At 69.7% G+C, this 23,821-nt stretch carries 27 protein-coding genes; 22 read left to right on the top strand and 5 right to left on the bottom strand.

Going from position 1 to position 23,821, the window contains the following annotated elements:
* Positions 1-64 precede the first annotated feature (64 nt).
* Positions 65-2,908 carry a class I adenylate cyclase gene (locus tag DK254_RS05070; RefSeq protein WP_109932717.1) on the top strand — a complete coding sequence of 948 codons (2,844 nt, stop codon included), beginning with the start codon at positions 65-67 and terminating at the stop codon, positions 2,906-2,908.
* Between the two features lie 38 nt (positions 2,909-2,946).
* On the opposite strand, the gene rnk is transcribed toward DK254_RS05070, so the two are convergent.
* The 4 genes from rnk to DK254_RS05090 form a co-directional block, all read right to left on the bottom strand.
* Complete coding sequence (gene rnk / locus DK254_RS05075) at positions 2,947-3,354, bottom strand: nucleoside diphosphate kinase regulator (RefSeq protein ID WP_109932719.1); 408 nt, start codon at positions 3,352-3,354, stop codon at positions 2,947-2,949.
* 108 nt (positions 3,355-3,462) lie between these two features.
* Positions 3,463-3,663, bottom strand: coding sequence for a DUF1289 domain-containing protein (locus DK254_RS05080; protein WP_109932721.1), 201 nt, complete (start codon positions 3,661-3,663; stop codon positions 3,463-3,465).
* Positions 3,641-3,976, bottom strand: a complete 336-nt coding sequence (cyaY, locus tag DK254_RS05085; RefSeq protein ID WP_109932722.1) for an iron donor protein CyaY — start codon at positions 3,974-3,976, stop codon at positions 3,641-3,643. The genes DK254_RS05080 and cyaY overlap by 23 nt, the downstream gene beginning before the upstream one ends.
* A gap of 9 nt (positions 3,977-3,985) precedes the next feature.
* On the bottom strand, positions 3,986-5,035 hold the full coding sequence (locus DK254_RS05090; RefSeq protein ID WP_109932724.1) for an AraC family transcriptional regulator: 1,050 nt from the start codon (positions 5,033-5,035) through the stop codon (positions 3,986-3,988).
* Positions 5,036-5,411: 376 nt separating this feature from the next.
* Here DK254_RS05090 and DK254_RS05100 point away from each other — a divergent pair, with 376 nt between their 5' ends.
* The 6 genes from DK254_RS05100 to DK254_RS05125 all read left to right on the top strand — a co-directional run bounded on the left by DK254_RS05100 (position 5,412) and on the right by DK254_RS05125 (position 10,069).
* A complete protein-coding gene (locus tag DK254_RS05100) occupies positions 5,412-5,552 on the top strand; it encodes a lipoprotein (RefSeq protein WP_009614052.1) in 141 nt (46 codons plus the stop codon).
* Positions 5,553-5,563: 11 nt separating this feature from the next.
* Complete coding sequence (gene lysA, locus DK254_RS05105; protein ID WP_109932728.1) at positions 5,564-6,811, top strand: diaminopimelate decarboxylase; 1,248 nt, start codon at positions 5,564-5,566, stop codon at positions 6,809-6,811.
* Positions 6,812-6,821: 10 nt separating this feature from the next.
* Positions 6,822-7,652, top strand: a complete 831-nt coding sequence (dapF, locus tag DK254_RS05110; RefSeq protein ID WP_109932730.1) for a diaminopimelate epimerase — start codon at positions 6,822-6,824, stop codon at positions 7,650-7,652.
* Positions 7,653-7,677: 25 nt separating this feature from the next.
* Positions 7,678-8,379 carry a DUF484 family protein gene (locus DK254_RS05115; protein ID WP_089390804.1) on the top strand — a complete coding sequence of 234 codons (702 nt, stop codon included), beginning with the start codon at positions 7,678-7,680 and terminating at the stop codon, positions 8,377-8,379.
* An 80-nt stretch (positions 8,380-8,459) separates the two neighbouring features.
* Positions 8,460-9,380 carry a tyrosine recombinase XerC gene (xerC, locus tag DK254_RS05120; protein WP_109932732.1) on the top strand — a complete coding sequence of 307 codons (921 nt, stop codon included), beginning with the start codon at positions 8,460-8,462 and terminating at the stop codon, positions 9,378-9,380.
* A complete protein-coding gene (locus tag DK254_RS05125) occupies positions 9,377-10,069 on the top strand; it encodes an HAD family hydrolase (protein ID WP_109932734.1) in 693 nt (230 codons plus the stop codon). Before xerC ends, DK254_RS05125 begins: the two co-directional genes overlap by 4 nt.
* Before the next feature lie 918 nt (positions 10,070-10,987).
* On the opposite strand, the gene flgA is transcribed toward DK254_RS05125, so the two are convergent.
* Positions 10,988-11,611, bottom strand: a complete 624-nt coding sequence (gene flgA / locus DK254_RS05130; RefSeq protein ID WP_256595804.1) for a flagellar basal body P-ring formation chaperone FlgA — start codon at positions 11,609-11,611, stop codon at positions 10,988-10,990.
* 264 nt (positions 11,612-11,875) lie between these two features.
* Between flgA and flgB the strand changes: the two genes are divergently transcribed.
* The 15 genes from flgB to DK254_RS34485 all read left to right on the top strand — a co-directional run.
* Entirely contained in the window at positions 11,876-12,244 is a 369-nt protein-coding gene (gene flgB, locus DK254_RS05135) for a flagellar basal body rod protein FlgB (RefSeq protein WP_089393475.1), read from the top strand.
* Between the two features lie 2 nt (positions 12,245-12,246).
* Positions 12,247-12,678 carry a flagellar basal body rod protein FlgC gene (gene flgC, locus DK254_RS05140; RefSeq protein WP_109932736.1) on the top strand — a complete coding sequence of 144 codons (432 nt, stop codon included), beginning with the start codon at positions 12,247-12,249 and terminating at the stop codon, positions 12,676-12,678.
* Positions 12,675-13,340, top strand: coding sequence for a flagellar hook capping FlgD N-terminal domain-containing protein (locus DK254_RS05145; RefSeq protein WP_109932738.1), 666 nt, complete (start codon positions 12,675-12,677; stop codon positions 13,338-13,340). The genes flgC and DK254_RS05145 overlap by 4 nt, the downstream gene beginning before the upstream one ends.
* Positions 13,341-13,361: 21 nt before the next feature.
* Positions 13,362-14,549 carry a flagellar hook protein FlgE gene (gene flgE, locus DK254_RS05150; RefSeq protein ID WP_109932740.1) on the top strand — a complete coding sequence of 396 codons (1,188 nt, stop codon included), beginning with the start codon at positions 13,362-13,364 and terminating at the stop codon, positions 14,547-14,549.
* Between the two features lie 9 nt (positions 14,550-14,558).
* Positions 14,559-15,284 (top strand): flagellar basal body rod protein FlgF, encoded by a 726-nt coding sequence (locus DK254_RS05155; protein ID WP_109932742.1) that lies wholly within the window; start codon positions 14,559-14,561, stop codon positions 15,282-15,284.
* A gap of 53 nt (positions 15,285-15,337) precedes the next feature.
* Positions 15,338-16,123, top strand: a complete 786-nt coding sequence (flgG, locus tag DK254_RS05160) for a flagellar basal-body rod protein FlgG (RefSeq protein WP_109932744.1) — start codon at positions 15,338-15,340, stop codon at positions 16,121-16,123.
* A 5-nt stretch (positions 16,124-16,128) separates the two neighbouring features.
* Positions 16,129-16,791, top strand: a complete 663-nt coding sequence (gene flgH, locus DK254_RS05165) for a flagellar basal body L-ring protein FlgH (RefSeq protein ID WP_109933009.1) — start codon at positions 16,129-16,131, stop codon at positions 16,789-16,791.
* Positions 16,792-16,804: 13 nt separating this feature from the next.
* On the top strand, positions 16,805-17,908 hold the full coding sequence (locus DK254_RS05170; RefSeq protein ID WP_109932746.1) for a flagellar basal body P-ring protein FlgI: 1,104 nt from the start codon (positions 16,805-16,807) through the stop codon (positions 17,906-17,908).
* Between the two features lie 9 nt (positions 17,909-17,917).
* Positions 17,918-18,883, top strand: a complete 966-nt coding sequence (locus DK254_RS05175) for a transglycosylase SLT domain-containing protein (protein ID WP_109932748.1) — start codon at positions 17,918-17,920, stop codon at positions 18,881-18,883.
* On the top strand, positions 18,880-20,247 hold the full coding sequence (gene flgK, locus DK254_RS05180) for a flagellar hook-associated protein FlgK (RefSeq protein ID WP_109932750.1): 1,368 nt from the start codon (positions 18,880-18,882) through the stop codon (positions 20,245-20,247). Before DK254_RS05175 ends, flgK begins: the two co-directional genes overlap by 4 nt.
* A 32-nt stretch (positions 20,248-20,279) precedes the next feature.
* The gene (flgL, locus tag DK254_RS05185) at positions 20,280-21,194 is read left to right on the top strand and encodes a flagellar hook-associated protein FlgL (RefSeq protein ID WP_109932752.1); all 915 of its coding nucleotides are present in this window, start codon (positions 20,280-20,282) and stop codon (positions 21,192-21,194) included.
* Between the two features lie 13 nt (positions 21,195-21,207).
* The gene (locus DK254_RS05190; RefSeq protein ID WP_109932754.1) at positions 21,208-22,239 is read left to right on the top strand and encodes a hypothetical protein; all 1,032 of its coding nucleotides are present in this window, start codon (positions 21,208-21,210) and stop codon (positions 22,237-22,239) included.
* 114 nt (positions 22,240-22,353) lie between these two features.
* Positions 22,354-22,680 carry a tryptophan synthase subunit beta gene (locus DK254_RS05195; protein WP_089393561.1) on the top strand — a complete coding sequence of 109 codons (327 nt, stop codon included), beginning with the start codon at positions 22,354-22,356 and terminating at the stop codon, positions 22,678-22,680.
* Between the two features lie 155 nt (positions 22,681-22,835).
* Entirely contained in the window at positions 22,836-23,546 is a 711-nt protein-coding gene (locus tag DK254_RS05200) for a 2OG-Fe(II) oxygenase (RefSeq protein ID WP_109932756.1), read from the top strand.
* Positions 23,547-23,597: 51 nt separating this feature from the next.
* Positions 23,598-23,821, top strand: a 224-nt coding sequence (locus DK254_RS34485) for an SH3 domain-containing protein (protein WP_256595805.1), incomplete at its 3' end; no start/stop codon positions are given.

The raw sequence follows: 23,821 nt of genomic DNA on the forward strand, positions 1-23,821 counted from the left end.
ACAGTGCAGAGCACAGGGTAATGGCATTCAGCCATGCCCGCCCGACAGCTGACCGCGGCAGGCCATGACCTTCACCCACGAGATTCGTCCGGACATCGACGACGGCATCGACCGCAAGGTCCTGGCGCGCCTGCGCAAGCGCTTCCTGGCGGTCAACCAGGGGCGCCTGGAGCGCGCCATGGCCGCGCTGTCGAGCCGCCAGCAGCTGGTGCTGCGCCTGTTGCCGCTGCTGCTGGACGTCAACCATCCGCTGCTGCCCGGCTACGTCTCCGGCGCCACCCCGGCGGGGCTGTGCGGCTTCGTCCCCGACGACGAGTTGCTGGCCGAGGCCCAGCGCCTGACCCGCTCGTTCGCCTACAAGCCGCGCCGCGGCGAGGCCGACCTGCCGATCCACGGGCTGTTCCTGATGGGCAGCCTGGGCACGGTGGCCCAGGAGGAGCGGAGCGACCTCGACCTGTGGGTCTGCCACGCCCCCGGGCTCGCGCCCGGCGCGGTGGCCGAGCTGCAGCGCAAGTGCGAGCTGCTGGAGCGCTGGGCCGCCAGCCAGGGCGCCGAGGTGCACTGCTTCCTCATCGACCCGCGCGGCTTCGTCAGCGGCGCGCGCAACGCCCGGCTGACCTCCGACGACTGCGGCACCAGCCAGCACTACCTGCTGCTCGACGAGTTCTACCGCACCGCCATCTGGCTCGGCGGCCGCACACCGCTGTGGTGGCTGGTGCCGGTGTACGAGGAAGGCCGCTACCGCGACTACGTCGAGCAGTTGCTGAGCAAGCGCTTCATCCGCCACGAGGAGGTCCTCGACCTCGGCCACCTGGCGCACATCCCGCCCGGCGAGTTCGTCGGCTCGGGCATGTGGCAGCTGTTCAAGGGCATCTCCTCGCCCTACAAGGCGGTGCTCAAGCTGCTGCTCAGCGAGGTCTACGCCAGCGAGCACCCGCAGGTCGCCTGCCTGGCCCTGCGCTTCAAGGCCGAGGTGTACGCCGGGCGCCTGGCGCTGGACGACCTGGACCCGTACATCCTGCTCTACCGGCGCCTGGAGGAATACCTGGCCGCCCGCGGCGAGCAGGAGCGCCTGGAGCTGGTGCGCCGCTGCCTGTACCTGAAGGTCGGCAAGAAGCTCAGCCGCCGCCCGCAGCAGGGCCGCAAGAGCTGGCAGCGCCTGCTGATGGAGCGCCTGGCCGGCGCCTGGGGCTGGGACGAGCGGGTGCTCGGCCTGCTCGACGCGCGCAGCCAGTGGAAGGTGCGCCAGGTCACCCTGGAGCGCCGTGCCCTGGTCAACGAACTGACCTTCAGCTACCGCTTCCTGTCGCGCTTCGCCCGCCAGCAGCAGGCCGCCAGCGGCATCGACCCGCGCGACCTGGGCGTGCTCGGCCGGCGCCTGTACGCCGCCTTCGAGCGCAAGGCCGGCAAGGTCGAGCACATCAACCCGGGCATCGCCCCGGACCTGGGCGAAGACCTCCTCACCCTCGCCCGCCTGCCCGCCGGCAACGCCGCCGAGGGCGGTTCCTGGGCGCTGTTCCCGGGCAACCTGACCGGCGCCGAGCTGGCCGACTACGCGCCGCTCAAGCGCGCCCGCGAGCTGGTCGAGCTGCTGGCCTGGAGCCACCGCAACGGCGTGATCGACGGCGGCACCCGGCTGTCGCTGCAGCCCGGCGACAGCGACCTGAGCGAGCACGAGCTGGGCAACCTGCTGCTCGGCCTGCAACAGGCCATGCCCATGCCCCTGGAGGAAGTGGCCGAAAGCGCCCTGCTGCGCCCCAGCGCCCCCGCCAGCGTGCTGATCCTGGTGAACGTCGGCCTCGACCCGCTGCGCCAGCACAGCCAGGCCAACCTGCACATGACCAGCGGGCGCACCGACGCGCTGGGCTATTCCGGGATGCGCGACAACCTGGTGCTGACCCTCGACCAGGTCACCCTGAACAGCTGGAACGAACTGCTGGTCAGCCGCTACACCGGCCCCGGCGCGCTGCTCGACTGCCTGCGCGACTTCCTCAACGCCCTGCCCGCCGACGCCGCGCCGCCGCGCCTGCTGGTGCGCTGCTTCTGCCGCAACCGCGCGGCGGCCATCGCCCAGCGCGTCGAGGAACTGTTCCAGGACGCCTACACCCAGCTGGCCAGCGGCAACGGCGGCCGCTACCTGCTGCAGATCCGCCAGCAGTACCACCTGCTGCGCCTGCAGCCGGGCCAGGTCAGCCACCAGAGCCTGGCCGACCTGCCGGCCCTGCTCGAACACCTGGGCGAGCGCCAGGGCGCCTACAGCCCGCTGCACCTGGACCGCCACGCCCTGGAAGGCGAGGACCTGGCACTGGTGCTGCCGCTCGGCCGCCCCGGCTGCCTGCAGGTGGTCTACCGCCTGGACGAGGGCCAGGCCGCGCTCTACCTGCTGGATGAACGCAATTCCCTGTGGCACGGCCGCCAGGCCTGCGACGACGAGCAGACCCTGCTGGTGCCGCTGCAGCGCTTTCTCCAGGCCATGCTCTACCGGCGCAGCGCGCAGCTGCCGCTGGGCGAGGCGCAGCCGGTGCAGGAAATTCTTTATTACGAATTGCTACCGGCCGGCCGCGGACGGGCTCGCCGGGTGGAGCGCCGCAGCGTACCGCCGAGCGCACAGGAGCGGCCCTACTACAACGTCCAGGCGATCGTCGAGCCGGGGGCCGGGCAGCGGTCGCGCATCACCCTGTACTGCAACCACCGCGAATTCTCCGAACTGGAGTACGGCGCCGGGCTGTTCCAGGCCGTGGCCCGGCACATCCTCGCCCAGCGCCGCGGGCAGGAGCGCTACCCCTGCTACATCACCGACCTCGACCTGTCGGCGGTGGCCGCGGAGCCGGCGCTGCAGAGCATCCATTACCTGCGCTACAAGCAGCGCCTGGAAAGCGCGCTGAACCAGGCCCTGGCCGACGCCTGAGGCGCGGCCCCGGGGCCTGCGTCCATCGCCGGGAGGCCTCAGCGGTTGTAGTCGCCGGCGGCCTCGGGCTGGTAGGTGATGTCCAGCAGGCTCAGCTTGAGGGTCTTGCCGCCCGGGGCCGGCCAGTCGATGCTCTGGCCGACGGTCAGGCCCAGCAGCGCGGTGCCCACCGGCGCGAGGATGGACACCTTGCCTTCGCCGCCGGCGTCTTCCGGGTAGACCAGGGTCAGCAGGTACTCCTTGCCGCTGCCTTCCTCGCGGCAGCGCACCGTGGAATTCATGGTCACCACGCCCGGCGGCACCTCGTCGTGGCCGACCACGTTGGCGCGGGACAGCTCGGCTTCCAGCGCTTCGGCGGCGGGACCGTACTCATCCAGGCTGTCGAGCAGGCGCTCCAGACGTTGCAGGTCGAGACGGGTAACGGTGATGGACGGTGCGGTGGTCATGATGGCCGGCAGACTCCTTGGCAGTGGATCGAAAAAAGAAAAACCCCGCCCAAGGCGGGGTTTTCAGCGGACACTAACACAGTGCCGCGAATAAGCAAGGCCACCCGCTCAGGGGTACGGCCACAGCGGTTTGCGGCGCGCCAGGGCGGCCTCGACGATCTGCCGGCGGCGCTCGCCATCGGCCTGGTTCCATTCGAGAATCTCCGCCAGGCTGCGGCCGCAGCCCAGGCAGACGTCGCCCTCGTCCAGGCAGCAGCGCCGGCAGCAGGGCGAGGGCACCGGCGCCTCAGAGGCCGGGGAACTCGACATCCGTGCCCGCCTGCTCCAGGGTCGCCCGGTTGAGCAGCGCGCCCAGCGGCTCGCGGGTGCTGTCGCTCAGCCACAGGCTGCCGGACTCGTCGTAGTCGAAGTGGAAACCGCCGGAGCGCGCCGCCACCCACAGCTGGCGCAGCACCGGCTGGCGGCTGAGGATCAGCTGGCTGCCGTTCTCGAAGCGCACGGTCAGCACGCCGCCGGAATTCTCCAGGTCCACGTCCAGGTCACTGTCATCGAAGGCGTCTTCCACCGTGGTCTGCACCTCGTCGACGAGGTCGTGGAAACGGGCTTCGCTCATGCTGCTCATGCATTGTCCTCAGGAATCTGCCAAAGGCTGCAGTGTACGCCGGTATTGCCCGAGACTCTGCCCCGTCCAGCGGCGGAAGGCCCGCGCCAGCGAGCCGGTCTCGCTGAAGCCGACCAGGCTGGCGACGTCGGCCAGCTCCAGCGCCGGGTCGCGCAGGTGGTGCAGCACCAGTTGCTGGCGCGTCTCGTCCACCAGGCGGCTGAACGACAGGCCGCTGTCGCGCAGGCGGCGCTGCAGGGTGCGCGGGCTCAGGGCCAGCTCGCCGGCCAGGGCCTCGAGGTCGACCGCCTGCTCCGGCAGGCGCTCGGCCAGGCACTGGCGGGCCCGCTCGAGCACGCCGTCGCCTCGGCGGATGCTTTCCAGCAGGCGCCCGGCGTAGGCGTCGAGGGTGCGCTGGATCTGGCTGTCGGCCTGCTCCAGGGGCAGCGCCAGCAGGCGCCGGGGGAACACCAGGGCGTTGTCCGCCTGGCCGAACAGCACCGGGCAGCGGAAGATGCGCCGGTGCTCGGCGATGTCGGCCGGCGCCGGGTGGCGGAAGCGCACCTCCAGCGGTGCCTGGTCGCGGCCGCTGATCCAGTGGCCGAAACGCAGCCAGCAGGCCAGGGTCTCCTCCGCCAGCTGGCGCTGCTGGCGCGGCAGCAACGGCTCCCAGCTGTGCCGCACCAGCGGCTCGTGGCCGGCGCGCGGCGGCTCGTCGGCCAGTTCGACGCGGCCCAGGCTGCCCACCAGCTCGGCGTAGCGGGCCTGGCGGTGCAGGGCGTCGCCGAGGGTCGCGCAGCTCATCAGCAGGTAGCCGAGCACGCCGAAGTGGCCAGGGCGCACCGCCTCGCCCAGGTGCAGGCCGAGGTCGGCGTCGCCGCTCAGCGCCAGGCCCAGCTCCAGCAGGTCGACATAGACGCTGGCGGCGATGCGCGCCTCGCGCTGGTCGAGGACCGCCGGGTCGAGCTGGACGCCGGCCAGCAGCCGCTGCGGCGCGACGCCGCGACGTTCGAGATGGTCCACCAGGCCCTGCACGTAGGCGATGGAGATGGAGCCGGCGAGTGGGACGGGGGCTTGCATGGATCCTCCGTTTTTTCCTTCAGATGCTAGGGGCTGGCGGGGGCTGATCGCAAACCGCGTTGCTGCGAAAAATGCCGTCAGGCTAGACGCGGGACGCCGGGAATGGTCGCCCCTTGCCAAGTCCCGCAACGACGCATGGCGACATTTTCCGCGCAACCCGAAGGGACGGGACTGTTCCGGCGCGCCGCCGCCCATCCATCGTATGACTGCGCGACGGGGTCGCGGCAGGTGCCGTACTCGCGCTGGAACAGGCGCCGTCGCGGCCCCCGCCAGCCCCTTTGCAAGGCCCGCCGGGCGGGAGTCCGCTCGCATAGGCAAGGCGCCGGGGGGCCGGTATACTCCGGTCCAATTACGCTTTGATCACAAGGATTCCGCCATGAAGCGACTGCTTCTTCCCTTCGTCGCGCTCGCCGTGCTCAGCGCCGCGCTCGCCGGCTGCGGCCAGAAAGGCCCGCTGTACCTGCCGGACGACCAGCAAGCCCAAAGCAAGCACAGCAAGGACCGCTACGGTCTGTAAGGGAGCAGCACATGGAGGCATTCAACGTCCGTGACGGGCAACTGTTCGCGGAAGGCGTGGCGTTGTCGGCCATCGCCGAGCGCTTCGGCACGCCCACCTACGTCTACTCGCGCGCTCACATCGAGCAGCAGTTCCGCTCCTATACCGACGCCCTGCAGGGCCTGCCGCACCTGGTCTGCTTCGCGGTCAAGGCCAACTCCAACCTGGCCGTGCTGAACGTCCTGGCGCGCCTGGGCTCGGGCTTCGACATCGTCTCGCGCGGCGAGCTGGAACGCGTGCTGGCCGCCGGCGGCGACCCGGCCAAGGTGGTGTTCTCCGGCGTCGGCAAGACCCGCGAGGACATGCGCCGCGCCCTGCAAGTGGGCGTGCACTGCTTCAACGTCGAATCCACCATGGAGCTGGAGCGCCTGCAGGAAGTGGCCGCGGAACTGGGCGTCAAGGCGCCGGTGTCGCTGCGGGTGAACCCGGACGTGGACGCCCAGACCCACCCCTACATCTCCACCGGGCTGAAAGAGAACAAGTTCGGCGTCGACATCGACGATGCCGAGGCCATCTACGCCCGCGCCGCCGAGCTGCCGAACCTGGACGTGAAGGGCGTTGACTGCCACATCGGCTCGCAGCTGACCCAGCTCGAGCCCTTCCTCGACGCCCTCGACCGCCTGCTGGCGCTGGTCGACCGCCTGGCCGCGCGCGGCATCCTCATCCGCCACCTGGACCTGGGCGGTGGCCTGGGCGTGCGCTACCGCGACGAAACCCCGCCGCCGGCCAGCGACTACATCCGCGCCATCCGCGAGCGCCTGGGCAGCCGCCAGCTGACCCTGGTGTTCGAGCCGGGCCGCTACATCGTGGCCAACGCCGGCCTGCTGCTGACCCGCGTGGAGTATCTCAAGCACACCGCGCACAAGGACTTCGCCATCATCGACGCGGCGATGAACGACCTGATCCGCCCGGCGCTGTACCAGGCCTGGATGGAAGTCAGCCCGGTCGTCCCGCGCGCCGGCGAGAAACGCACCTACGACCTGGTCGGCCCCATCTGCGAGACCGGCGACTTCCTCGCCAAGGGCCGCGAGCTGGCCCTGGAGGAAGGCGACCTGCTGGCGGTGCGCTCGGCCGGCGCCTATGGTTTCGTCATGAGTTCCAACTACAACACCCGCGGCCGCGCCGCCGAGGTGCTGGTGGATGGCGAGCGGGCCTTCGAGGTGCGCCGCCGCGAGACCGTCCAGGAGCTTTACGCCGGCGAAAGCCTGCTGCCGGAGTGAGGCCGAGACCATGTTACTGCGCTTCACCAAGATGCACGGGCTGGGCAACGACTTCATGGTCCTCGACCTGGTCAGCCAGCACGCCCACGTGCTGCCCCGCCACGTCAAGACCTGGGGCGACCGCAACACCGGCGTCGGCTTCGACCAGCTGCTGATCGTCGAACCGCCGGGCACCCCCGACGTCGACTTCCGCTACCGCATCTTCAACGCCGACGGCAGCGAAGTGGAACAGTGCGGCAACGGTGCGCGCTGCTTCGCCCGCTTCGTGCTGGACAAGCGCCTGACCATGAAGAAGACCATCCGCGTCGAGACCAAGGGCGGCATCATCGAGCTCAGCGTCGCCAACGACGGCCAGGTCACCGTGGACATGGGCGCGCCGCGCCTGGCGCCGGAACAGGTGCCCTTCGTCGCCGACGCCGAGGCCACCAGCTACACCGTGGACGTCGACGGGCAGAGCGTCGAACTGGCCGCCATCTCCATGGGCAACCCCCACGGCGTGCTGCGGGTGGACAACGTCGACACCGCCCCGGTGCGCACCCTGGGCCCGCAACTGGAGGTGCACCCGCGCTTCCCGGCCAAGGCCAACATCGGCTTCCTGCAGGTGCTCGACGCCAACCATGCGCGCCTGCGCGTGTGGGAACGCGGCGTCGGCGAGACCCTGGCCTGCGGCACCGGCGCCTGCGCCGCCGCGGTGGCCGGCATCCGCCAGGGCTGGCTGCGCTCGCCGGTGCAGATCGACCTGCCGGGCGGCCGCCTGAACATCGAGTGGGCAGGCCCCGGCCAGCCGGTTATGATGACCGGGCCCGCCGTGCGGGTGTACGAAGGCCAGGTCCGCCTGTAACCCGAGACGCCAAGCCGAGACGCCCATGACCGAGAACAGCCCGGAACACCGCCCGCCGCTGGATGCCGAACAGGTCGCCGAGTACCTGCGCCAGCATCCCGAATTCTTCGTCGAGCACGACGAGCTGATCCCGGAGATGCGCATCCCCCACGAGAGCGGCAACGCCGTCTCGCTGGTGGAGCGCCAGGTGCGCCTGCTGCGCGAGCGCAACATCGAGATGCGCCACCGCCTGGCGCAGCTGATGGACGTGGCCCGCGACAACGACCGGCTGTTCGACAAGACCCGCCGCCTGGTGCTCGACCTGCTCGACACCACCAGCCTGGAAGACGTGGTCAGCACCGTGGAAGACAGCCTGCGCCACGAATTCCAGGTGCCCTACGTCAGCTTCATCCTGTTCAGCGACAACAACCTGCCGGTGGGCCGCTCGGTGAGCAGCGCCGAGGCGCACCAGGCCATCGGCGGCCTGCTCTCCGGCGGCAAGACCGTGTGCGGCGTGCTGCGCCCCCACGAGCTGGCCTTCCTGTTCGGCGAAGCCGAGCGCGACGGTGTCGGCTCGGCGGCGGTGGTCTCGCTGAACTACCAGGGCCTGCACGGCGTGCTGGCCATCGGCAGCCCGGACCCGCAGCACTACAAGAGCTCCCTCGGCACCCTGTTCCTCGGCTACGTGGCCGAGGTCCTGGCCCGCGTCCTGCCGCGCTTCTCCACGCCGCTGCGGTCGGTACGCTGAGAGCGGCGGCAGGCTGCAGGCCAAGAGCGGCAGGCCGAGTGCTTTTGCCTGTAGCCTGCTGCCTGTAGCCTGGAGCCCCTGTGAAACTTGAAGCCGACCTGAATGCCTTCCTCGAACACCTGCGCAGCGAGCGCCAGGTGTCCGCGCATACCCTCGCCGGCTACCAGCGCGACCTGCTCAAGGTGGTGGCGCTGTGCGAGAAGAACGGCATCGCCGACTGGGCCGACCTGCAGGTGCGCGAGCTGCGCGCGCAGGTCGCCCGCCTGCATGCACAAGGCCTGGCCAGCCGCAGCCTGGCGCGGCTGCTCTCGGCGGTGCGCGGGCTCTACCAGTACCTGATCCGCGAGGGCCGCTGCCGGCACAACCCCGCCGACGGCCTGGCCGCGCCCAAGGCCGCGCGCAAGCTGCCGCGCACCCTCGATGCCGACCGCGCCGGGCAACTGCTCGACGGCGCCCTGGAGGACGACTTCATCGCCCGCCGCGACCAGGCCATGCTGGAGCTGTTCTACTCCTCCGGCCTGCGCCTGTCCGAACTGGTCGGCCTGGACCTCGACGGCCTGGACCTGTCCGCCGGCCTGGTGCGAGTGCTCGGCAAGGGCAACAAGGTCCGCGAGCTGCCGGTGGGGCGCGCCGCGCGCCAGGCCATCGAGGACTGGCTGCCGCTGCGCGAGCAGGCCCGCCCGGCCGACCGCGCACTGTTCGTCGGCCACAGCGGCAAGCGCCTGACGCCGCGCGCCGTGCAGCTGCGCGTGCGCCAGGCCGGCGTGCGCGAGCTGGGCCAGCACCTGCACCCGCACATGCTGCGGCATTCCTTCGCCAGCCATATCCTGGAATCCTCCCAGGACCTGCGCGCGGTGCAGGAACTGCTCGGCCACGCCGACATCGCCACCACGCAGATCTACACCCACCTGGACTTCCAGCACCTGGCCAAGGTCTACGACCAGGCCCACCCCCGCGCCCGGCGCGGCAGGAAAGACAGCGATACAGGAGCCGAGGAATGAGTATCCAGCTGGTCACCTTCGACCTCGACGACACCCTCTGGGATGTCGCCCCGGTGATGAACAGCGCCGAGGCCACCCTGCGCGAGTGGCTGGCGGCGAACGCCGCGCAGCTCGGCCCGGTGCCCATCGAGCACCTGTGGGCGATCCGCGCACGGCTGATGCAGCAGGACCCGATGCTCAGGCACCGCCTGAGCGAACTGCGCCGGCGCATCCTCCTGCACGCCCTGCTCGACGCCGGTTATCCACAGGCGGAAGCGGCGGACCTGGCCGAGGCCGGTTTCCAGGTCTTCCTCCACGCGCGCCACCAGGTCAGCCTGTTCCCCGAGGTGCACCCGACCCTGGAAGCCCTGGCCAACCGCTTCATCCTCGGCGTGCTCACCAACGGCAACGCCGACGTGCGCCGCCTGGGCCTGGCCGACTACTTCCAGTTCGCCCTGTGCGCCGAGGAACTGGGCATCGGCAAGCCCGACCCGAAACCCTTCCAGGAAGCGCTCAAGCGCGCCGGCGTGGCACCGCAGCAGGCAGTGCACATCGGTGACCACCCCAGCGACGACATCGCCGGCGCCCGCCGCGCCGGCCTGCAGGCCATCTGGTTCAACCCGGCGCGCAAGGCCTGGGACGGCGAGGAAGCCCCCAGCGCGATCATCCACAGCCTCGCGGAACTGCCCGGGGTGCTGGCGCGCCTGTAGGGCGGATGACGCCCCAGGCGATATCCGCCGTTTCCGCGAACTCGGAAACCCAATTGGCTTGAGGCTTGGTGTAGCGCGCCGCACCGAGTGCGTTGATATCTCTCGTTTCGCCCCCTCGGGCGAGTCCCTTTTGTCAATCGGTGGAAGGCCACCCCCGCAAAAAGGAACCAAAAAGGCTTGCCCCGACATACGGGCCCGATGAAGCCGGGCTACCCTCGCGAACTCCCCCGCCACGGAGGCCCGCCCCGACAGCACGTCCCTGTGCTGATCGGGGCTCTCGCGACATCCATGTCGCATGACCTCCTGAGCGCCGGTTTCGCTCGGCCTTCTGAAGGGGCGTTCCGGTGCGCTTGGATGTTTCTCTGGAAATCCAAAATCAAGAGCGGCACAGCTCTTCGTAGGAGCGAGCTTGCTCGCGAACCCTGGCTCCCCACGTTCGCGATAGTTCGTAGGGCGCATAACGCCTACGGCGTTATCCGCCATCGTCGTCGGGCATCGGTGTTTGGGCTAACGGCGGATAACCGCGAACGGTTATTCGCCCTACGAGTTTGCCGGCTGACGCTGTGTTATCCGCCTGCTCGGACGGCCCCCTCTCCCTTCAGGGAGAGGGTTGGGGAGAGGGGCGGACTTCGCTCACGCACCTCTGCCAACCCTGGCTCCGCTCCCCCTCCCTAACCCTCCCCCGCAAGCGGGAGAGGGAACCGTTCGGCGTGATGCGAAACCGCGAAGCTCCCGGAGGCGCATAACGCCTGCGGCGTTATCCGCCAAATCGCGGACAGAGTCCGCTCCTACGGTTCCGGGACACACCGTCGTAGGAGCGGACTCCGTCCGCGATTGGGTTCACCGGCCGCGCCGGACGCTCCGGTAACACGGCCAACGGCGGATAACCGCGAACGATCATCCGCCCTGCGCGCGCTTTCATTCGAAGGTGCTGCTGACCACCCCCGCCTCGATCACCCGCGCCTGGATCACCTTCTCGCTGCTCAGGTTGCGCACCTTGATCACTTCCCCCTGCTGCCCGTTGGCCAGGGCCTCGCCCGGGGTGCTGGCCTGGATGCCGTCGCGGCTGGCGCTGATGCGCACCTGCTGGCCGCGCCTGACCAGCTGGGCGCTGGCGAGCACCTGGGGGGTGAGCAGCTGGCCGGCGCGCAGGCGGCGGCGGGCGCCCTGGCCGATGACCTGTTCGGGGCGGGTGAAGAAGCCGTGGTGGGCGCGGGCTATGTTCTGCGCTTGCAGCTTCAGGTCGGCGGCGGCCAGGACCTGGCCGCGGTCGACCATGCCGGCGGTCACCAGCACCGGCAGGAAGGCGTCGGCCTGGCTGCTGACCGTCACTGCCCAGCCGGCGCCGTCGGTGCAGCGGACTTCATGGCGCTGGCGGGCCAGGGCCGAGGGCTCGTCGCTGCGCCGCTGCACTTGCAGCGGCGTGCTGCAGGGCGCGGGCGGCAGGCTGCCGAGCAGTTCGTGGCTGAACTGGCTGCGCAGGCCCTGCCAGCCGTTGCGCCGTGCTTCTTCGCGCAGCTGGGCGTCCAGTTGCGCGCTCACCGCCCGCTCGATCTGCGCGCGAACCTCGCCGGCCGCCTCGGTGGCGGGGCTGGCCAGGCTGCCGGCGAGGACCAGGAAGAGGGCGGAAAGGCTTTTTCCGCCCCGGCCCGCCAGGCGACGCGAAAGCGGAAGCCGGGGGGCGGCCGGGGGTTGCCGATGCTGGCTGCAAGTCAATGAAATCAAGGCTTTGCTCGCTGTTCTCAAGTTAGGCACGGTTCCTGCTGAAGGGGACGCCAGCAAGAGTCAGGCCGGAGACAGCCACCGATGAGCATACGGGTAGAAGAATCCCTCGCCGTGCACGTGCGCGCGCTGCAGGTCCGCACCCAGCGCAGCGAAATCCTCGCCGCCAACCTGGCGAACCAGGACACCCCGGGCTTCCTCGCCCGCGACATCGACTTCGCCGGCGAGATGCGCCGCCTCGACCCGCAGGCCGAGGACGCCGGGCTGGCTTTCGCCGACGACAGCGCGCAACTGAAGTACCGCATCCCCAACCAGCCGTCGGAAGACGGCAACACCGTCGAGCAGGGCGTGGAGCAGTCGGAGTTCGCCCGCAACGCCATGGGCTTCCAGACCAGCCTGACCTTCCTCGGCATGAAGTTCCGCGGCCTCAGGCAGGCCATCGAAGGACGTTGAGCATGGCACTGGACTCCATCTACCGCATCGCCGGTTCCGCGATGACCGCGCAGACCGTGCGCCTGAACACAGTGGCCAGCAACCTGGCCAACGCCGATTCCGCCGCCTCCAGCGCCGACGCCGCGTACAAGGCGCGCAAGCCGATGTTCGCCGCCGTGTACGGCAACGACGAGCTGAGCCGCGACGCCGGCATGGGCGGCGCCCGCGTGCAGGTGCTCGACGTGGTGACTTCCGGCACGCAGGCGCAGCGCCGCTACGAGCCGAACAACCCGCTGGCCAACCGCGACGGCTACGTCTACTACCCGGACGTCAACGAGATCGAGGAAATGACCGACATGATGTCGGCCACCCGCAGCTTCGAGACCAGCGTCGACGTCCTCAACCGCGTACGCAGCATGCAGCAGGGCCTGCTGAAGCTGGGAGAGCAGACATGACCAGCAGCGTCAACGGCACCGGCTCCACCAATGGCGGCAGCACCGGCGGCGACAGCGTCGGCGTCAACCTGACCGACGTGTCGCAGCTGCAGAACAACTTCATCACCCTGATGGTCGCGCAGATCCAGTACCAGGACCCGACCGACCCGGTGGACAGCACCCAGTTCGTCAACCAGTACTCGCAGCTGTCCCAGGTGCAGAGCCTGGAGAACCTCAACACCATCCAGAAGAACAGCCTGGTGCTCGCCGACAACCTGCAGAACCTCACCGCCGCCGGGCTGGTGGGGCAGAAGGTGATGGTCTCGGTGGACAGCCTGCAGCTGGACGGCGCCGCGGTCGATGGCCAGGTGCAGCTGGAGCACGCCTCCACCAGCACCACCCTGAAGCTGACCAGCGCCGCCACCGGCGAGGTCACCAGGCTCGCCCTCGGCCCGCAGGAGGCCGGCAGCATAGGCTTCAGCGTCGACACGCAGAAGCTCGGCCTGGCGCCGGGCAAGTACAGCGTCGAGGTCGAGACCAGCAGCGGCGAGAAGCCCAAGGTCGAGGTCGGCGGCAAGGTCAGCCACGTGCGCGTCAGCGACAGCGGCCCGGTACTGGAAGTGGAGGGCGCCGGTTCCGTGCCCTTCTACAACATCGTCGAATTCGGCAGCGCGGCTGCCTGATCCCGCCCAGGAGCGAACCCGATGAGCTTCAACATTTCCCTGACCGGGCTGAACGCCGTCAGCGAGCAGCTGGATACCGTCAGCAACAACATCGCCAACGTCGGCACCGTCGGCTTCAAGTCCTCGCGCACCGAGTTCGGCAGCGTCTACGCCGACAGCCAGGCGATGGGCGTGGAGGTGCTGGGCAACACCCAGAGCATCAGCCTCGGCGGCAGCCTCACCAACACCAGCCGCAACCTCGACCTGGCCATTTCCGGCGCCGGCTTCTTCATGGTCAAGAGCGCCACCGGCGAGACCCAGTACACCCGCGCCGGGGTGTTCAACACCGACAACGCCAACTACATGGTCAACGCCTCCGGCCAGCGCCTGCAGGGCTACTCGGTGGACGCCGCCGGCAACCTGCAGGCCGGCGTGCTCGGCGACCTGCAGGTGAAGACCGCCAGCCTGCCGGCCAAGCCCACCGACAGCCTGGCCTTCGTCGCCAACCTCGACGCCGACGAGGCCGTGCCGGCGCTGGCCTTCGACCCGGCCAACGCCTCCACCTACAACTCCACCTACACCACCAAGGTCTACGACTCCCAGGGCAAGGAACACACCCTGACGCAGTACTTCGTGAAGACCGCCGACAACGCCTGGACCAGCCACTACTACGCCGACGGCAACGCCGTGGGCACCCAGGCGCTGAGCTTCGACAGCGCCGGCATGCTGACCTCGCCCAGCGCGCCCTTCACCCTCAACGTCGGCGGCCTGGCCGGCGGCGTGAACGCCCTGGCGGTCAGCGTCGACTACACCGGCACCACCCAGTACGGCTCCGACTTCGCCGTCACCACCAACAAGGCCTCCGGTTATGCCTCCGGCGACAAGACCGGCCTGACCGTCGACGACGACGGCATGGTCTACGTCAACTACAGCAACGGCCAGCGCCTGCTGCAGGGCCAGGTGGTGCTGGCCAGCTTCGTCAACCCCGAGGGCCTGCGCGCGGTCAGCGGCACCGCCTGGACCGAGACCTCGGCCTCCGGCGGCCCGCTGGTGGGCGCCCCCGGCGGCGGCCAGTTCGGCGACCTGGTGGCCGGCGCGCTGGAAGGCTCCAACGTCGACCTCACCGCGCAACTGGTGAACCTGATGGAAGGCCAGCGCAACTACCAGGCCAACACCAAGGTGCTGACCACCGACAAGGAACTCACCCAAGCGCTGTTCAGCGCCATCTGAGGCTGACCCATGGACCGCCTGGCCTACACCGCGATGAGCGCCGCCAGCCGCACCCTGCAGTCGCTGCAGGTGCGCGCCAACAACCTGGCCAATGCCAACACCCCGGGCTTCCGCGCCGACATGGAGCGCGTCAGCGCCGTGGACGTGACCGGCTACGGCTACGACAGCCGGCACCTGGCGCGCCTGGAGAACAACGGCGTCGACATGGCCCCCGGCACCCTCACGGTGACCGGCCGCGACCTCGACTTCGCCATCCGCGGCCAGGGCCTGATCGCCCTGCAGGACGGCGAGGGCGAGGCCTACACCCGCCACGGCAGCATGCTGGTGGACAGCGAAGGGCGGCTGACCATCAACGGCCGCCAGGTGCTGGGGGAGGGCGGCCCGATCGTCCTGCCCGAGTACGACAGCGTGAACATCGGCGAGGACGGCACCGTCTCGGTGATGCCCCGCGGCGACTACCTGATGACCGAGGTGGACCGCATCAAGCTGGTCGACGCCCCGGTCGCCGAGCTGCAGAAGAACGCCGCCGGCCTGCTGGTGCGCAAGGACGGCCAGCCGGCGGAGGCCGCCGAGAACGTGCGCCTGGTCAGCGGCTACCTGGAGGCGAGCAACGTGTCGTCCATCGACCAGCTCACCGCCACCATGAGCCTGAACCGCATGTTCGAGACCCAGGTGAAGATGATGAAGGCGGCCGAGGACATGGCGTCCGCCGGCGACCGCCTGCTGCGCGACTGACGCGCCCCGTACAACCCGGCCGCGCCGCGCGCGGCCCGCTAAGGAGATACCGCATGAGTTCGGCACTGTGGGTGAGCAAGACCGGCCTGGCCGCGCAGGACACCGCGCTGTCGGCGGTGGCCAACAACCTGGCCAACGTCAACACCACCGGCTTCAAGAGCGACCGGGTGGTCTTCGAGGACCTGTTCTATTCCATCGACCGCCAGCCCGGCGCCCAGGCCGACCAGGTCAACACCGTGCCCTCGGGCATCCAGCTGGGCAGCGGCGTGCGCGTGGCCGGCACGCAGAAGGTGTTCACCGAAGGCAGCATGCAGACCACCGGCCAGCCGATGGACCTGGCCGTGGTCGGCCGCGGCTTCTTCCAGGTGGAAGCGCCCAACGGCGACACCCTGTACACCGAGAACGGCCAGCTGCAGCTCAATTCCGACGGCGTGGTGGTCAACGCCCAGGGCCTGCCGCTGGTCCCCAACATCGAGGTGCCGGCCGGCAGCAGCAGCTTCACCGTGGGCAGCGACGGCACCGTCAGCGCGATCATGGCCGGCGAGACGCAGCCGACCCAGCTCGGCCAGATCACCCTGGTCAACTTCACCAACCCGGCCGGCCTGGAAGCCCTGGGCGGCAACCTCTACCGCGAGACCGTGGCCAGCGGCCAGCCGGTGGAAGGCGTGCCCGGCGAGGACGGCCTGGGCACCCTCAAGCAGGGCGTGCTGGAAGGCTCCAACGTGCAGGTGGTGGAGGCGATGGTGAACATGATCGCCATCCAGCGCGCCTACGAGGCCAACGCCAAGGTGCTGGACGCCGCCTCCGGCATGCAGCAGTTCCTCAACCAGACCGTATGACCGCCATGAGCCGCCTGCCGACGCTGCTCGCCCTGCTGCTGCTGGGCGGCTGCGCGAGCTTCGACGAGATGCTCCCGGACGAGGACTCCAGCGCCTACCAGCCGCCGACCCTCGACTACAGCCTGCCGCCCACCAGCGGCGGCGGCCTGTACCGCCCCGGCTACTACGGCGGCCTGGTGCAGGACCAGCGCGCCCTGCGCGTGGGCGACGTGCTCACCGTGGTGCTGGAAGAGCAGACGCAGTCGAGCAAGAGCGCCGGCACCAGCTTCGACAAGAGCTCCAGCCTGGGCATCGGCATCCCCACCATCCTCGGCCACAGCTACGACCGCCTGGAAAGCTCGGCGGACAGCTCGCGGGACTTCAAGGGCGACGCCAAGAGCGAGCAGCAGAACTCCCTGCGCGGCGCCATCGCGGTGACCGTGCACCAGGTGCTGCCCAACGGCACCCTGGTGGTCCGCGGCGAGAAGAACCTGCGCCTGAACCAGGGCTCGGAGTTCATCCGCCTCACCGGCCTGGTGCGGGTGGAGGACATCAACCGCAACAACCAGGTGTCCTCGCAGAACGTCGCCAACGCCAACATCTCCTACGCCGGGCGCGGCGTGCTCAACGACAGCAACTCGGCCGGCTGGCTGACGCGCTTCTTCACCCACCCCCTGTTCCCGCTGTGAGGCGCTGCCGGCCATGCGAGCCATCCTGAAGTACCTGCTGCCGCTGGCGCTGTCCTGCTGGCCCCTGGCGAGCCGCGCCGTGCCGCTGCTGGAACTGGTGGACGTGGAGGGCATCCGCGGCAACCAGCTGATCGGCTACGGCCTGGTGGTCGGCCTCGACGGCACTGGCGACAAGACCCAGGTGAAGTTCACCAGCCAGTCGGTGGTGAACATGATCAAGCAGTTCGGCGTGAACCTGCCGGCCAACATCGACCCCAAGCTGAAGAACGTCGCCGCGGTGAGCATCACCGCCGAAGTGCCGCCCTCGTTCAGCCCGGGGCAGACGGTGGACGTCACCGTCTCCTCGCTGGGCGATGCCAAGAGCCTGCGCGGCGGCCAGCTGCTGCTCACGCCGCTGCGCGGCATCGACGGCGAGACCTACGCCCTGGCCCAGGGCGCGGTGGCCGTGGGCGGCCTCAACGCCAGCGGCCAGAGCGGCTCCAGCGTCACCATCAACACCGCCAACGGCGGGCGCATCCCCAATGGCGCGACCATCGAGCGGATGATCCCCAGCGACTTCGCCAGCCGCCCGGACATCATGCTCAACCTGCGCCAGCCCAGCTTCCAGACCGCCGCGCACATCGTCACCGCCCTGGACAACCTGCTCGGCGCCGGCAGCGCCCAGGCCCTGGACGGCACCAAGGTCAGCGTGCGCGCGCCGGTCTCGGCCAACCAGCGCACCAGCTTCATGGCCCTGCTCGAAGGGGTGGAGGTGCAGGAAGGCCGCGAACGGCCGAAGGTGGTGTTCAACAGCCGCACCGGCACCGTGGTCATCGGCCAGGGCGTGCGGGTGAAGGCCGCCGCGGTGTCCCACGGCAGCCTCACCGTGACCATCAGCGAGAACCCCCAGGTCAGCCAGCCGGCGCCGTTCTCCGGCGGCCGCACCACGGTCACGCCGCAGTCCGACGTCAACGTCGCCCAGGACAAGAAGCCGATGTTCCGCTGGCCCGAGGGCGCCAGCCTGCAGGGCATCATCGACACCGTGAACAGCCTCGGCGCCACCCCGGACGACGTCATGAGCATTCTCCAGGCGCTGGAGAAGGCCGGCGCGCTGAACGCCGAACTCATCATCATCTAGGGCGCGCGCATGAGCATCGTTTCACTCCCCACCGCGCTGAACGCCGCGCGCGGCCAGGACGGCAACCCCCAGGCGCGCCTGGAGGCGGCCGCCGAGCAGTTCGAGGCGCTGTTCCTGCAGCAGATCCTCAAGCAGATGCGCAAGGCCGGCGACGTGCTCTCGGCCGGCGGCATCACCCGCAGCCGCGACCTGGACACCATGCGCGACTTCTACGATGGTGTACTGGCCGACAACCTGGCCGAGCGCAAGCAGACCGGCATCGCCGCGCTGCTGGTACGCCAGCTTTCCGGGCACGACGCCGACGGCCGCGGCGAGATGCTCGCCGGCGGCGACCGCATGGGCATGCCGCGCAGCCTGCAGCAGGCCGTGGTGGCCGACTGGCAACGCGGCGTGCAGAGCGTCGGGCGGCTCTGGCAGCGTGGCAGCGCGGCCTTCGGCGAGCTGGTGGACAGCCTGATCGACCACGAGTCCGCCGGCGACATCGCCGCCGTCTCGGCCAAGGGCGCCCGCGGCCTGATGCAGCTGATGCCCGACACCGCGCGGGAAATGGCCGCCAAGCTGGGCCTGGACTTCGACGAACAGCGCCTGACCCGCGACGGTGCCTACAACCGCCAGCTCGGCAGTGCCTACCTCGACCAGATGCTGCAGCGCTACGACGGCCACCGCGCCCTGGCCCTGGCCGCCTACAACGCCGGCCCCGGCCGCGTCGACGAATGGCTGAAGAGCAACGGCGACCCGCGCCGCGGCGAGATCAGCGGCGAGGCCTGGATCGAGCGCATCCCCTTCGAGGAAACCCGCCGCTACACCCGCGGCATCCTCGACGACCTGGCCCGCCGCGGCCAGGCCACGGCACCGGCGCCGCTTAAGCCGGCGGCCGAACCGGTCGCCTATCAGCAGCAGGGCACGCAACACCAGGCCATGTCCGCCGCCTTCGCCCAACCGATCCGCCTTCAGCCCAAAGGGAAGCAGTCGTGAGCAATTTGACGCAGATCGCCTACAGCGGCGTGCGCGCCTCGGAGATCGGCCTGTCGATCACCGGGCAGAACACCTCCAACGTCAACACCCCCGGGTTCAGCCGCCTGTCGGTGCTCACCAGCTCCCTTGGCGGGCAAGGCTCGCTGAGCCCCGGCGGCGGGGTGAAGGTGACCGGCATCCGGCGCATGTCCGACGACTTCCTCAACCAGCAGCTGTGGCGCGCCACCACCGCGCAGAACTACTACAGCAACGCCCAGCAGTACCTGGGCGCGCTGGAGGACCTGATGTCCAGCGACGGCGCCAGCATCAGCGTCGGCCTGGACAATTTCTTCGCCGCCCTGAGCGAGGCCAGCGCCACCCCGGACTCCACCGCCCTGCGCCAGCAGATCATCGCCGAGGCCGGCAACCTGGCGCAGCGCTTCAACACCCTTTCCGGCAACATCGACACCCAGCTCAAGTCCCTGCAGGAACAGCGCGGCACCATGGTCGGCGAGATCAACGGCCTGACCTCCAACATCGCCCTGCTGAACAAGAAAATCGTCGCCGCGCAGTCCGCCGCCGCCGACCCCTCGGCCCTGCAGGACCAGCGCGACGCCCTGATCACCCAGCTCAGCCAGTACAGCAGCATCCGCACCTCGGCCGCCGTCGACGGCTCCATCTCGGTGTCCCTGGCCAACGGCCAGCCGCTGGTGGCCGGCGCCTCCGCCGCGCAGCTGAAGGTCAGCCTGACCAGCAGCGGCGAGCAGGACGTCAGCCTGGCCTTCGCCGGCACCCAGTTCGCCATCGACCAGCAGGACCTGGGCGGCGCCATGGGCGCGCTGCACGACACCGAGTTCCAGACCCTGCGGCCGAACCTAGACAGCCTGGCGCAGATGGCCACCCAGGTGGCCGACCTGGTCAACTCCACCCTGGCCGGCGGCTACGACCTGAACGGCAACCCCGGCCAGGCATTGCTGCAGGCCAACGCCGGCAGCACCGGCAAGCTGCTCAGCCTTACCGGCCTGCAGCCTTCCGAACTGGCGCTGTCCGACAGCGCTGGCGAAAAGGGCAACAACGGCAACCTGCTGAAACTGATCGACCTGAAGAGCCAGGTCATCACCGTCGACGGCAACGCCGTGACGCTCAACGACGCCTACGCCGGGCTGATCGGCCGGGTGGCCAGCGACAGCCGGCAGAACCAGGCCGACCTGGACACCGCCAAGGCCGTGACGCAGCAGGCGCAGAACCAGCGCGACAGCGTCAGCGCGGTGAACCTGGACGAGGAGGCGGTCAACCTGATGACCTACCAGCAGGCCTACCAGGCCAACATGAAGGTCATCAGCACCGCCAAGGACCTGTTCGACAGCATGCTCGCGGCCTTCTGAACGCCGTAGCCCGCCACCCGACGAGACGCCCCATGCGCATCACCAATTCGCAGAGCACCGCCATCCTCCTGGACTCGATGAACCGCAACACCGAGAAGATGTCGCAGCTGATGCAGCAGATGTCCAGCAGCAACCGCATCCAGCATCCCTCGGACGACCCCATCGCCGCGGTGCGCATCCTGCGCATCCAGCGTTCGGAGGCCAGCCTGGCCCAGTACGGCAGCAACATCGCCGGGGTGTCGAGCAACCTGTCGATCCAGGAAACCAACCTGCAGTCCACCTCCGACACCCTGCTGGACATCCGCGACCTGCTGCTCTGGGCGGCCAACGGCTCCAACGCCAAGGAGCAGCTCGGCGCCATGGCCGGCGAGCTGTCGAACCTGGAGAAGACCCTGGTCAGCTACCTGAACGTCAAGGACGAGGAGGGCCGCTACCTGTTCTCCGGCACCCTCACCGACCAGCCGGCGGTGACCTACGACGCGGCCAGCGGCACCTACAGCGCCAGCGGCAACGACAAGACGCGCCAGGCGGTGGTGGCCAACGGCGTGATGGTCGACGAGAACGTCGCCATCCGCCCGCTGTTCGGCAACGGCATGGACCTGCTCAACGGCCTCCACGCCCTGGTGGCCAAGCTGCAGGACCCGGCCCTGGACAGCAGCGACCCGGCCATCCAGCAGAGCATCGCCGCCACCATCGACCAGCTGGACGACAGCCACGGCAAGCTGCTGGCGGCCATCACCGACCTGGGCGGGCGGCAGAACACCCTGACCCTGCTGGACAACAGCAACCAGGACATCTCCCTGGTCAACCAGAAGGTCGAGGGCGACCTCTCGGCGCTGGACTACGGCAAGGCCAGCATCGACCTGGGCAACTACAAGCTGGCCCTGCAGGCGACGCAGAAGACCTACCTGACGGTCAACGGCCTGTCGCTGTTCAGCCTGCTCTGAGGAGCGCAACGCGATGAAGGTCGAGAACCCCTTCCCGGCGGTCGCCGCCATCGATGGCCAGCCGCGCCAGGCGCCGCCGGCGGTGGGCGAGCGCACCCTGCGCCAGCGCAAGCGCAGCGCCACGGCCCCGGCCGGCGAGCGCGGGGTGGGCAAGGCCGCCGGCTTCAGCATCCAGCTCAACCAGCAGCTCAGCGCCATGCAGAGCGCCGAGGGCTACCTGGGCGAACTGGCCGAGCGCCTCAACCAGCTCAAGCTCAGCCTGGGCCGCGAGCTGGGCAGCGGCCAGGGCGGCAACCGCAAGCAACTGGAGCAACCGCTCAGGCAGGCCACCGAGCTGCTGGCGCAACGCCGCGAGCGCAGCGCCGGCGGGCTGGACGCCAACCTCGACCTGCACCTGCACGAACCGGCGCGCACCCGCTTCGCCATCGACGGCCTGGCCACCCTGGACGAAGCCCGCAGCGGCGGCCGCGAGACGTTGCTGTTCAGCGCCGGCCGCGCCCAGGGCGAACCCGGCGTGGTGGTGCTGGACGACGCCATGAGCGACCAGCAGCTGTTGCGCAGCTTCAACATCGGCCTGGCGTCCAGCGGCATCCGCGCGGAACTCGACGCCGACGGCAAGCTGACCTTCTCCATGGCCGAGGCCGACTGGCGCAAGCAGGGCGGCCAGCTCAGCGTGCAGGGGGAGGGCAAGCGTTTCGCCAGGGACCGCGCCAGCCGCGCCCAGACCCGCGAGCAGCGCCTGCTGGACCTGCCGCAGAGCCTGGCCGGCAGCGACCAGCGCGAGCTGCGCCACCTGCTCGACCAGGTGATAGACGCGCTGGACCGCATCGGCACCCTGCGCGACCAGTTGCGCCAGCGCCAGGGCGAGATCCGCGAGTTCCTCGCCCGCCAGGCCGACCGCGACGAACAGCAATGGGCGCAGGACTACGCGGCGTCGGTGTTCAACCTGGTGCGCGACAGCGGCTCCAGCTACGCGGCGGTGACCCGCACCGTGGTGGCCCAGGCCAACCTGAGCCGTTTCGCGGTGGTCAGCCTGCTTTCTTGAGCCGACCTTGTTAAGCTGCGCCGAACCCCGGGGCCGATCGACGGTCCCAGGTAGCTGACGACGGACGGGAGCGGTCCGTCCGCACCCTTGACAATGACGGTTAGGTTGATCCGCATGGTTTACGTACAACGCGATGGGCAGGGAAGGCTGTTGAGAGTGGAGACCCAGCCCTTCGAGGGCATGAACGACACGCTGGCCTACCAGAGCGAGGAGCTCGGCCAGTGGCTGGACGCGCGCACCGAGGTGCGCAGCCGGCTGGACCTGCTGCGCCATTCCGACCTGGAAGTGATCCGCGTGCTGGAAGACGTGGTCAACGTGCTGGTCGAGCGCGGCGTGATCCGCTACACCGACCTGCCCGAGGCGGCCCGCCGCAAGCTCGACGAGCGCGCAGTGGCACGGGCCGAGCTGGAAGGCCTGGCGGACCATCCCGGCGACGACTGAACCGAGCGTCGCACCGAGGCGCTTTTCGTAGGGCATTCCTCCTGCGACTGTAGGCGCGAGCTTGCTCGCGAACCCCGGGTTTGAAAGTCGGCATCGGGGCGCACGCCGGCGCGCCGCTTGCCTAGACTGGCGGCATCGCCCCTCGGAGCCCGCCCATGTCCTCACTCGCCGAGCGCATCGCCGCCCTGGACTGGCCGGCCCTGGCCGCGCAGCTGGATAGCGACGGCCACGCCCAGGTCCCCGGCCTGCTCGACCGGCGCCAATGCCGGTGGTTGCGGGCCCTCTATGCCCGTGACGAGCCCTTCCGCAGCCGGGTGGTCATGGCCCGCCACGGCTTCGGCCTGGGTGAATACCGTTACTTCGCCTATCCCTTGCCGGCGCCGCTGCAGACCCTGCGCGAAGCCTTCTATCCGCCCCTGGCGGGCATCGCCAACGCCTGGCAACAGCGCCTGGGCCTGGCCCCGGCCTACCCGGCGCGGCACGCCGAATTCCTCGAACGCTGCCACGCCGCCGGCCAGCTGCGGCCCACGCCCCTGCTGCTGCGTTATGGCGCGGGCGACTACAACTGCCTGCACCAGGACCTGTACGGCGAACTGGCCTTCCCGCTGCAGGTCGCCATCCTGCTGTCGCAACCGGACGAGGAATTCACCGGCGGCGAATTCGTCCTCGCCGAACAGCGCCCGCGCATGCAGTCGCGGGTGGAAGTGGTGCCGCTGCGCCAGGGCGATGCGCTGCTGTTCGCCGTCTCGCAGCGGCCGGTGCGGGGTGCCCGCGGGGATTACCGGGTGAACATGCGGCATGGGGTCAGCCGGTTGCATTGGGGGGAGCGGTTTACATTGGGTGTCATCTTTCACGATGCGCTTTGAGGGTTGCCCTGCGTACCATCGCCTGCCGTACAGCAGACGAAGGAGCGCGCAATGCACTACGAGGTCATGGTGGCCCACCGTAGCGAGTATCCGGAGCCAATTGCTTTTACCAGGGGCGCCTCGCTGAAGGTAGGCGAGCGCTACGAGGGGCCCGAGGGCTGGGACGACTGGTATTTCTGCGCGGTTGCCGGGCGGGAAGGCTGGGTGCCGGCGCAGGTGTTCGAGCGGGTGGGCGAGGGCGTCGGGCGGGCGCTGGAGGACTATACGGCGCGGGA

Source organism: Pseudomonas sp. RW407, from assembly GCF_003176655.1.
Taxonomy (GTDB): Bacteria; Pseudomonadota; Gammaproteobacteria; order Pseudomonadales; family Pseudomonadaceae; genus Pseudomonas; species Pseudomonas delhiensis.

What these genes read in the sequence shown, in the direction of transcription:
- DK254_RS05070 (WP_109932717.1), top strand. Translation starts at nt 65, where the DNA reads ATGACCTTCACCCACGAGATTCGTCCGGACATCGACGACGGCATCGAC.
- rnk (WP_109932719.1), bottom strand. Translation starts at nt 3,354, where the DNA reads ATGACCACCGCACCGTCCATCACCGTTACCCGTCTCGACCTGCAACGT.
- DK254_RS05080 (WP_109932721.1), bottom strand. Translation starts at nt 3,663, where the DNA reads ATGTCGAGTTCCCCGGCCTCTGAGGCGCCGGTGCCCTCGCCCTGCTGC.
- cyaY (WP_109932722.1), bottom strand. Translation starts at nt 3,976, where the DNA reads ATGAGCAGCATGAGCGAAGCCCGTTTCCACGACCTCGTCGACGAGGTG.
- DK254_RS05090 (WP_109932724.1), bottom strand. Translation starts at nt 5,035, where the DNA reads ATGCAAGCCCCCGTCCCACTCGCCGGCTCCATCTCCATCGCCTACGTG.
- DK254_RS05100 (WP_009614052.1), top strand. Translation starts at nt 5,412, where the DNA reads ATGAAGCGACTGCTTCTTCCCTTCGTCGCGCTCGCCGTGCTCAGCGCC.
- lysA (WP_109932728.1), top strand. Translation starts at nt 5,564, where the DNA reads ATGGAGGCATTCAACGTCCGTGACGGGCAACTGTTCGCGGAAGGCGTG.
- dapF (WP_109932730.1), top strand. Translation starts at nt 6,822, where the DNA reads ATGTTACTGCGCTTCACCAAGATGCACGGGCTGGGCAACGACTTCATG.
- DK254_RS05115 (WP_089390804.1), top strand. Translation starts at nt 7,678, where the DNA reads ATGACCGAGAACAGCCCGGAACACCGCCCGCCGCTGGATGCCGAACAG.
- DK254_RS05125 (WP_109932734.1), top strand. Translation starts at nt 9,377, where the DNA reads ATGAGTATCCAGCTGGTCACCTTCGACCTCGACGACACCCTCTGGGAT.
- flgB (WP_089393475.1), top strand. Translation starts at nt 11,876, where the DNA reads ATGAGCATACGGGTAGAAGAATCCCTCGCCGTGCACGTGCGCGCGCTG.
- flgC (WP_109932736.1), top strand. Translation starts at nt 12,247, where the DNA reads ATGGCACTGGACTCCATCTACCGCATCGCCGGTTCCGCGATGACCGCG.
- DK254_RS05145 (WP_109932738.1), top strand. Translation starts at nt 12,675, where the DNA reads ATGACCAGCAGCGTCAACGGCACCGGCTCCACCAATGGCGGCAGCACC.
- flgE (WP_109932740.1), top strand. Translation starts at nt 13,362, where the DNA reads ATGAGCTTCAACATTTCCCTGACCGGGCTGAACGCCGTCAGCGAGCAG.
- DK254_RS05155 (WP_109932742.1), top strand. Translation starts at nt 14,559, where the DNA reads ATGGACCGCCTGGCCTACACCGCGATGAGCGCCGCCAGCCGCACCCTG.
- flgG (WP_109932744.1), top strand. Translation starts at nt 15,338, where the DNA reads ATGAGTTCGGCACTGTGGGTGAGCAAGACCGGCCTGGCCGCGCAGGAC.
- flgH (WP_109933009.1), top strand. Translation starts at nt 16,129, where the DNA reads ATGAGCCGCCTGCCGACGCTGCTCGCCCTGCTGCTGCTGGGCGGCTGC.
- DK254_RS05170 (WP_109932746.1), top strand. Translation starts at nt 16,805, where the DNA reads ATGCGAGCCATCCTGAAGTACCTGCTGCCGCTGGCGCTGTCCTGCTGG.
- DK254_RS05175 (WP_109932748.1), top strand. Translation starts at nt 17,918, where the DNA reads ATGAGCATCGTTTCACTCCCCACCGCGCTGAACGCCGCGCGCGGCCAG.
- flgL (WP_109932752.1), top strand. Translation starts at nt 20,280, where the DNA reads ATGCGCATCACCAATTCGCAGAGCACCGCCATCCTCCTGGACTCGATG.
- DK254_RS05190 (WP_109932754.1), top strand. Translation starts at nt 21,208, where the DNA reads ATGAAGGTCGAGAACCCCTTCCCGGCGGTCGCCGCCATCGATGGCCAG.
- DK254_RS05195 (WP_089393561.1), top strand. Translation starts at nt 22,354, where the DNA reads ATGGTTTACGTACAACGCGATGGGCAGGGAAGGCTGTTGAGAGTGGAG.
- DK254_RS05200 (WP_109932756.1), top strand. Translation starts at nt 22,836, where the DNA reads ATGTCCTCACTCGCCGAGCGCATCGCCGCCCTGGACTGGCCGGCCCTG.